This window comes from Nodosilinea sp. LEGE 07298, assembly GCF_015207265.1.
Taxonomy (GTDB): Bacteria; Cyanobacteriota; Cyanobacteriia; order Phormidesmidales; family Phormidesmidaceae; genus Nodosilinea.
The window spans coordinates 1-7,839 of the sequence record NZ_JADEXE010000301.1 but is presented as its reverse complement, the minus strand read 5'-3'; the positions used below and the strand labels follow the sequence as shown (position 1 = coordinate 7,839).

At 46.6% G+C, this 7,839-nt stretch carries 7 protein-coding genes; 1 reads left to right on the top strand and 6 read right to left on the bottom strand.

Going from position 1 to position 7,839, the window contains the following annotated elements:
* Nucleotides 1-1,040 precede the first annotated feature (1,040 nt).
* The 6 genes from IQ273_RS27365 to IQ273_RS27340 all read right to left on the bottom strand — a co-directional run bounded on the left by IQ273_RS27365 (nt 1,041) and on the right by IQ273_RS27340 (nt 6,582).
* Nucleotides 1,041-1,271, bottom strand: a complete 231-nt coding sequence (locus tag IQ273_RS27365; protein ID WP_228053979.1) for a type II toxin-antitoxin system RelE/ParE family toxin — start codon at nt 1,269-1,271, stop codon at nt 1,041-1,043.
* The gene (locus IQ273_RS27360; protein WP_194026292.1) at nt 1,271-1,537 is read right to left on the bottom strand and encodes a type II toxin-antitoxin system ParD family antitoxin; all 267 of its coding nucleotides are present in this window, start codon (nt 1,535-1,537) and stop codon (nt 1,271-1,273) included. The genes IQ273_RS27365 and IQ273_RS27360 overlap by 1 nt, the downstream gene beginning before the upstream one ends.
* Before the next feature lie 269 nt (nt 1,538-1,806).
* Complete coding sequence (locus IQ273_RS27355; protein WP_228053977.1) at nt 1,807-2,934, bottom strand: DNA cytosine methyltransferase; 1,128 nt, start codon at nt 2,932-2,934, stop codon at nt 1,807-1,809.
* On the bottom strand, nt 2,891-5,017 hold the full coding sequence (locus tag IQ273_RS27350) for an ATP-binding protein (protein ID WP_194026291.1): 2,127 nt from the start codon (nt 5,015-5,017) through the stop codon (nt 2,891-2,893). The genes IQ273_RS27355 and IQ273_RS27350 overlap by 44 nt, the downstream gene beginning before the upstream one ends.
* Nucleotides 5,018-5,369: 352 nt before the next feature.
* Nucleotides 5,370-5,813, bottom strand: coding sequence for a hypothetical protein (locus IQ273_RS27345; RefSeq protein ID WP_194026290.1), 444 nt, complete (start codon nt 5,811-5,813; stop codon nt 5,370-5,372).
* On the bottom strand, nt 5,806-6,582 hold the full coding sequence (locus tag IQ273_RS27340) for a ParA family protein (RefSeq protein ID WP_194026289.1): 777 nt from the start codon (nt 6,580-6,582) through the stop codon (nt 5,806-5,808). The genes IQ273_RS27345 and IQ273_RS27340 overlap by 8 nt, the downstream gene beginning before the upstream one ends.
* Nucleotides 6,583-7,247: 665 nt before the next feature.
* Between IQ273_RS27340 and IQ273_RS27335 the strand changes: the two genes are divergently transcribed.
* Nucleotides 7,248-7,736: a hypothetical protein gene (locus IQ273_RS27335; RefSeq protein ID WP_194026288.1), complete on the top strand. Its 489-nt coding sequence runs from the start codon at nt 7,248-7,250 to the stop codon at nt 7,734-7,736.
* Nucleotides 7,737-7,839 lie beyond the last annotated feature (103 nt).

Sequence of the window (7,839 nt, the reverse complement as noted above, 5' to 3'; positions counted from 1 at the left end):
GGGAAACTCAGGGGATGGGGAATCGACTACGGTGGCGGGCAACGGTAGACGCGGTAGACAGATTTGAGGAAACGGTAGACGGGGTGTCTACCGCTGAAAGTGTCGATGGATAAGGGTTGTAGCGAAACGGTAGACAAGTAGACAGGGTTTGCCAAGGGGGAATTGCCAGGAAAGTGTCTACCGTCTACCGAAATGGCTGAAGAGATTGTGGATAAAGGCTTTTGCCCGGTAGACACCCTGTCTACCGGGCGTCTACCCTGTCTACCGAAAGTCGATTACTCCTCGTCGTTGTCTGTGAACAAACTCGTTAAATCGCGGTAGCCACTGACGACTCGCAAGATGTCTACTCTAGATTCGGTTGCGGTATAGAGAATGAGGCGTTGCTGATTCAGGGTATGAAGCGACGGCTCAAATCTTTGAAAACTCCTTCCGGATTTCGCAAATTCATACTGCCATTCAGCAACGCCGCCTAAGCTACGAGCACGTAGGCCAACACGGCGCGTGCAGCCTTAAAGCAATCTTCTTGATGACCACCGAGTGCACAGAGCCTGAGTTCACTAATCTCAAAGAAGAATTAGAAGAGTTAGGTTATAGGCTGAACGTAGTAGACGGCTGCACAAAAGAGCATCAGGATGCGAGACAACGCGCTCTCAATGATGCAATGACCACTGCTTAAGTAGGAGAGATCACATGCAGATCGAATTTCCCGACCATTTAGTGCCCACCGTAGGTAAGTCAGTGAAGGCTTTGAGTGACCAAGCCTTTTTATCAAGTGAGGACCGAACAGTACTTGTCCTGCTTCGAGAACTGCAGCAAGCCATTAGTGTTAGCAAGAGCAAAGAGGAGTAATGGCTAAAATTATGACCCGCTGGGAGACTTTCTCATACGATGTCTTGGGCAACAAGCACGATGGGTACGAGGTCAACAACACCTACAGAGGTGAAGAAGTTGACCTAGCCCTTGAGTTAAAAGGCTACAACCAGGGCACCCCGTATGGCCCCCTTAAAACCCCCAATTCTGGGGGGCAAATCATACTTGCGTTAAGCAACGCCGAGAATGAGGTAGTTCTCCATTGAGAGTCTGCGTAGCTCTGGGAGGATTTTGTCGCGTGGCCGCCCTAGATTAGGGAATTGGGTGATTCTGGCGAATTTGGCATCGAGCTTTGAGAGGAAGCGCTCGGCCTGCTGGAGCCCAGTCTGACCGGCAATGTAGTCTGCAATGGCCTCGATGTCTTGAATGGCAGGCTGAGTAAGGTAAAACTGAGCAGGCATTATTCGGCAGAGGCGTGGCGAGACCGCAGGTTTTCTCGAATTTGGGCCATGGCGGTGGGGCCTTCAACGAGTTCGCCACGTTGGGCTGCTTCCCAGCCGACCTGAGCATCTTGCTGGAGTTCGGGGAGTCGCCCTTGATAAATGTCGTCTTGCTGATCGATCAGGTGTATACCCGCTGTGATGACCTCTAGGGCAGATTGGTATTTGCCAGCGGCGAGCTGGCGTTGGATGAGTTGTTCTAGTTCAGGGGGAAGGACAATTTGCATGAAAGATGAAAGAAAGCAACTACTTTTGACTTCAATTCTAACGATAGGAAATGATCACGTTGAGATCTTCCACGAGTCAAACAACCTGTTCGAGCTGCTAGACTTGCGTTACTTACCGGTAGATTGGTTCAAGGGTCGTCTAGTCTGGTTGTCTTAATCGCAACACTGTCTAAACAAGTTAAGTAGATGAGGCTAATTAAACGTAGCCCTGAATTGCTAGAAGCCTTGCTGTGTCATGATCGGTATGCTGATTACTTAGGTCTACCTACTTATGACAGGTTCTCATCTATCTGAGATAACGCTTTAAAGCACTGATGAGCAAGAACTTCAGCGAAATCACACGGCAGCGCATTTCCGATTATTTCACAGACATGGTCGATGAATGGTGTATCAAAAATATAGTCTTTCGGAAATGTCTGTATCAATGCGGCTTCTCGAACAGAAATTGCTCTATCTCTCTCTGGATGGCCAAATCGACCTTTGCTAACGGTTGTACAGCCGCCGGTTATTGTTGATGAGACTTGCTCCCAAGACAAACGACCATATACATTATTAAATCCATCCTTTCTATTTTTATGACATGGAGGTCGTAATTCCATTGGAAGTTTTAATCTACTTTCGCCAGGTTGAGCTGCCTTAAGTATTGCCAAAGTTTCTGGAGATATGGAACGAACAACATGCCAGTTGTACTGTTGTGGGCTGCTATTATCCTTGATGTCAGATAAAACCACTGGCTCTGGCATTGAACCAATTGCTTCGCGCAAAGTTTTCCAGGGCAGAAGATCGCCTTCTCCCGCTTTAGCATGAGTCTTTTCTGGAAACTCTACTGAAAACCCTTTTCCAGCTAAGAGGACAAGTCTTTGACGACTTTGAGGGATTCCATAATCTGCAACTTGAAGGACATCATAATTAATTACATAGCCTAAAGAATCTAGTTTTTGTAGCAGTTCATCAAACAGCACTTTACCTTTCTTTGGCAAACCTGGGACGTTTTCCATCATAACAATCCTAGGCTTGACTTCTTCTACGAGGCGACTCATTTCTAGAACAAGTTGGTTCCGTGGATCAGCATCAACTTTTTTCTTGGAAGTTAAAGCAGAAAAGCCCTGACATGGAGGACATCCAGAAAGAAGATCAACTTTTCCAGTAGGTGAAAATTTCAATAGACTTTTACCTTTAACTGTACGTACATCTTGTTTGAATGCACGTACTTCTGGGTGATTGGCTTTATAGGTTGAGAATGCATGCGGCTCAATCTCAACAGCAGCGACTACCCTAAAACCTGCTTTTTTTAATCCTACTGTTAATCCGCCGCCCCCAGCGAAAATATCTATTGCTGTTGGCTGAGGTAGGCTACGAACCCTGTGCTGCATGTCTCTTTTGTCTTTCAGCTTCATTTAAGAAATCCTGATGCATCTTTCTAGTTCTGTTGAGGAAGGATGTCCAGCTAATATATGTTAAAGTCCCATCTTTTCTCAAGCCTTCAAATGCTGTCTTATAGACACCTGTTAACTTCTCATCATCACACACAAGTGTAACGTGAAAGCCCTTAAATACCTTAGTAAAGTCCTTATGACTTTCTTCAGCCAAAAAGCTTGCCATCTGCTCTACATATTTATCTAATCTCTCCATTTCAGAATTTTCAAATTTATGTTTTGGGCGTTTTATTTCTATGATTTGAATAACGTTCTCTTCATTTGAAAGCACAAAGTCTGCCCTTTTGTTGGGATCTGTAAAATCCTTAAGTTGAATATCCTCGCCTGTATTTTCTACATAATACTTCTGGAACTCTTGTTTTAATGTTGTAAAAGATTGATTCTGCGTAATTGGAGACCACTGAGGATCTATAAGCCAAGGTGCTTGCTCAATAAGATCTTGAAAGGCGGCTTCAAGCGTTTGCTTATCATCCTTTAGAGTCTCTACTCTATTAATAACTCTGACCCGGTCATCAGCAATTCGACCAAAAGATGAAAGCTCAGCAATTCGAGCAATTTTTAAGATTTCTGCGACGACAGCGATAGGGGTTCCCTCAGTATCATCCGCAGCTTCACGTAGCTTGCGATCCAAAGTGACATGAGGGCCGAAAGTCAAACTAAGTTGAACAATTTCTTCTGTCCTAGCAGGATCAGAAACTTCATCCTCACGCATTTTTTGGCCAATCAGTTGAGCAAAATCCATTGCTTCTTCACGTATTTTATTTTGCTCTTCTCTGGGAAATGCTTGCTGAATTCTCTCTTCAATATTTGAATTCTCCTTAAATAGTTCCCATGTCTTTTTCTTGACTGGGTTACGAGACATATTGCCAACTTTTTTGAGTAATGCCAGCCCCCACTGCTCAAATTCTTGACCTAACTCATGAGACCAAAGAATATCTCTTCGGTCAGTTTGAATCAGATCTTCTTCTTGTTCATCTAGCCAATCTGCATGAATCTCACCTACCAAATAAGAACGAATACTATACTCACCTGAGAAACTTGCGCCTCTATTAAATACAGTGGTTTGTGCTGCGATTTTTCCACGGCAATATATGCGGATACCTGCCATTAAATCATCTTTGTATGGATCCTTAGAATATGCTGCCCAACCAGTAATGGGGTAAAACTCTCCGTTAAGCTCAAATCCTGCCTTAAGATCTGAAAAAATATTTCCATCAAACCTATAAGCATTTCTATCTTCACTAAACGTTATCTTTGTATCTGGCATTGTAATGATATCAAATGATCCTACCTCTCTACAGTAATCGGCATCGTCTTCAGTTTTAGTTGAATCAAAAAGTATAATTTTCCAGTCTTGTGAAGAAATCCCGAATCTTTGAGACAGTTGTCTTTCGAGTATGTTTATATCAGGAACTTCTCTTTTATAAAATTTACTCAATTTTATTAATGTTCCAGTTTTTAAGCTTACAGTCCCATCTAGCTCACCAACTTCTGGCTCGTAATTGGAATCGGTCTCTTGCAGGATTTCACTTCGATCAAGAATTAGGTGAGCAGTCAAATATCCTTGAACTTCTTGTCCATTCTCATCCTCACCCTTCACCATTTCTCCGCCAGAGGTTAAGATTTCTATTCTTTCACAAATTCCGAAAGGCGCTAATTTCCCTACTCCCTTTCTTCCCATAACTTTTCGCTTAAATCCTCTGGATTCATCTCCTCTTTTGCTGTCAGCTCGTCTATCTGCTCCAACGCAGAGATAAAAGTTATTTACTTCCTCCGGTGTCATCCCGATTCCGTTATCATAGATCTCAATCGTATAGCCTTTATCTATTAACTGATTGTTAGGTTTTGTCGCAAGAAATTCCCCCATTGGTGCAGTGATTTCAACTTCGGTTGCATCTGCGTCATAGCTATTGGATACTAGCTCAGCAATCACCGCAGACACTCTATCGTAAAGTTTCACCCCTAACTTATCTACTGTCAGGCGCGAAATCGTCATAGTATATTTCGCTGGTTCGTTAACACTATCTTGCTGTTGCTGAGCCATAAGGATTAGTCTTTAGAGCTTTTACTGTAATAAAATACCCAATATTCTACAAGCTCTTAGCTTTCCAAAGTCCAAGAATTGCAGGCTTTTTGACAACTTTACAGGTTCAAGCCATTGAAATGGCTTGACTGATAATCGTTCTAGTGAGACTGAGTATCTATGCTTTGTTAGGCATGTTGTTGGAACGAACATACCTAACAACGGGGTTCAATGCTGCCTAAATCGCCTGTCACCAGCGCATTAGAACGCTCATCACCTCCCCCTGCTCTGGGGTAATCAAAATCCCGAACTCTAAAATCATCATGATTGCTTGACCCCAATTCGTTCGCTTAGCAAGCTCCGACGCAATCGTCTAACCCCTCAACCGCTTCTGCATCGTCTCCAGCTTCCTCAAATCTGCCGCCCGCTTCCGGCGCTGGTAGCGCTCCTTCGCCACCCCATTCACCACCTGCATTGCCTTGGGGTGCTCCGCCAGGTAAAGGTACGCCGCCTCAAACCACACCTCCTTGGTGATCTTCTCATCCATACAGAGGTGGCGCAGGGCCTTATCAATCTCTTCTTCCAGCCGGGTGGTTGTCCGCACTAGCTGCGGTAACTCGGCCTCATCACCTTGGCTAACAGACATACTGACGTCAACACCTGTAGACTCGCTAGAGTCACTATATCCCGACCCATTGCCCTCAGCTGTCACCCATTGAGGAGACTTCACAGGTAACTCTGCCCCTAACCCATCGGCACGGGGCGGCACACTCGGGCGCTGCCGCTGCATCAACCGTTCCAGCGCATCTTCAGCCATTCCCTTGCCCCTGCTCTAACGCCTCAATCACCCTGTACAGCGGATATTCCAGCTCCGTATACCCAATCTCTGACAGCCGCTGCCCCTGCCGAATCGCCTGCTTGTAGCGCTCACTCTCCACAATTGACGGCAGCACCGGGATTGAGCCAGCCACCTGCTGCATGGCGGCGATCGCCTCCCGGCTATCCGTTGCCTGAGACCTACCAAACCACTTATCGCGAAACGGCAGCACCCCCAGCACCTGGCCCTTAAACGCCCGTATGCGCCCCATTTCCTCCAGCAGTTCTAGGCTACGCAGCAGCGAATTTACCCCCTTGGTCGATGCCTCCGCTGGAATCAACACCCAGTCAGAGGCCCCCATTACCGACAGACAAATCTGGGTGCGCTGGGGCGGCGAGTCAATGATGCAAACGTCAAACAGCTCCCTTACGGCATCCAGGGCATGGTGCAAAACCAAGGCTCCCATCCCGATGGTGGCCAAGTATTCCTGGGCTTTGTGCAGCCCCTCATCAGCTGGGATCAAAAACAGATTGGCCGCTGCCAGCGGATAGATGCCATCGGCTGTTTCCACCTGGCCCTTCAGCACCTCCAGCAGGGTGGGTTCATTTGCCTGAACGTCATAGCCTAGATAAAAGGTGAGATTCGCCTGCGGATCGGCATCCACCATCAGCACCTTCTGACCCTGGTTTGCCAGGAGCCGCCCCAGCAGCAGCGAGACCGACGTTTTCCCTTGCCCCCCAGAGAGCGACAAACAACTTACCGTCTTCATAGCTGTGTTTCACTCCTCGTATAACGCCCAGCTCCTGATCACCTCTACAAGGCTCGCCTTACCCAAACCCCTGCCGCCTTTAAGATTGTGAACTTAGAGACATCAAGACGTATTGACGTCAATACGCTTGATTTTGTGTCTGTAAATCAGTTGTTGTGTCATTTTGTTAGTTGAAGCCTGCCTATTGGGCTGAAAATATCTGCGGGATAAAGGAACCGAAGAAGATAAACTTACGTCGCTTTTGGTAATTTTTTATAGATCAATTTCGACTGCAACCATAGAGTTTTTGCGTGTCGCTAATCGCGTTGATAATTGGCAGCAAAACTTTCAGGTGACAGGGATTATGTATGACCTCAGTATAAAAAGTATTTCTACTTTGAAGATCTACATAGACCGGTCAATAGCTTGATTAACATCACGCAAGATTGCAGAATCAGGCACAATATTCATTGACTTGTATAGGCTTTAAGCATGGATCTGAGCTGTCTGAGCCTGAATCCACAATTTAGTTTCTCATTTCCCCACCGCTGAAAAATATTGCTATATTGATCAAATCTTCACGCAATTCGAGTCGAATACTTCACTCCTTGGTGAGCACGCGAGTCATGTCATCTGACTGATTTCAGGAGACTTCAATCATCAGTCAGACTCAATTCATTTGAGCCATGAAAACTCTCTACATTTTTCCGTTGATGGAACGACTGGTAGGTCGGATGAGTCCGCTTCCAACCCCGTCGCTATTTGTCGTAGCGTTCCTGGGCCTTACGCTAGATGTCCTCTTCCACGGCCCCGCCTTACTCATGGTGCTGGCCGTGGCAGGGTTGACAGGCCTTGCCTGGAGGCGGGACATAATACCCTCCCGTTCCCTATCCAGACGGGCATCTAAGGCCCAGGGCTTTAGGCGAAAGGCTTGGCGACTCCTAGGTCTAGGGCTGCTCTGGCTAATCACCCTACTGGCCTATCCCGCCCAGGCCCAGTTCTTTGGTGGGGCTGAAACCTGGATGACAACCAACTTTGGCACTGCTGCGGGTGACGCTATTCCCCTGGTCTTCAACGTGCTGCGGGGCCTGTTTTTGCTCTACGTCGGCATCTCGCTCGTGCGGGTGATCAATAGCGCTCGCAACGATGAAGATTGGGTGCGAGCCGTTGCCTAGAAACTGGAACTCACCTGAGTTTCAGAGGATTAGGCGCAAGGTCTTTAGACCTTGACAACTGAATGACCATGTAGGTGTAAGTCCTACCCCGTGAGTGCAACGG

Excerpts from the sequence above, each read along its gene's own strand:
- IQ273_RS27365 (WP_228053979.1), bottom strand. The coding sequence starts at position 1,271 with ATGCCTGCTCAGTTTTACCTTACTCAGCCTGCCATTCAAGACATCGAG.
- IQ273_RS27360 (WP_194026292.1), bottom strand. The coding sequence starts at position 1,537 with ATGCAAATTGTCCTTCCCCCTGAACTAGAACAACTCATCCAACGCCAG.
- IQ273_RS27355 (WP_228053977.1), bottom strand. The coding sequence starts at position 2,934 with ATGAAGCTGAAAGACAAAAGAGACATGCAGCACAGGGTTCGTAGCCTA.
- IQ273_RS27350 (WP_194026291.1), bottom strand. The coding sequence starts at position 5,017 with ATGGCTCAGCAACAGCAAGATAGTGTTAACGAACCAGCGAAATATACT.
- IQ273_RS27345 (WP_194026290.1), bottom strand. The coding sequence starts at position 5,813 with ATGGCTGAAGATGCGCTGGAACGGTTGATGCAGCGGCAGCGCCCGAGT.
- IQ273_RS27340 (WP_194026289.1), bottom strand. The coding sequence starts at position 6,582 with ATGAAGACGGTAAGTTGTTTGTCGCTCTCTGGGGGGCAAGGGAAAACG.
- IQ273_RS27335 (WP_194026288.1), top strand. The coding sequence starts at position 7,248 with ATGAAAACTCTCTACATTTTTCCGTTGATGGAACGACTGGTAGGTCGG.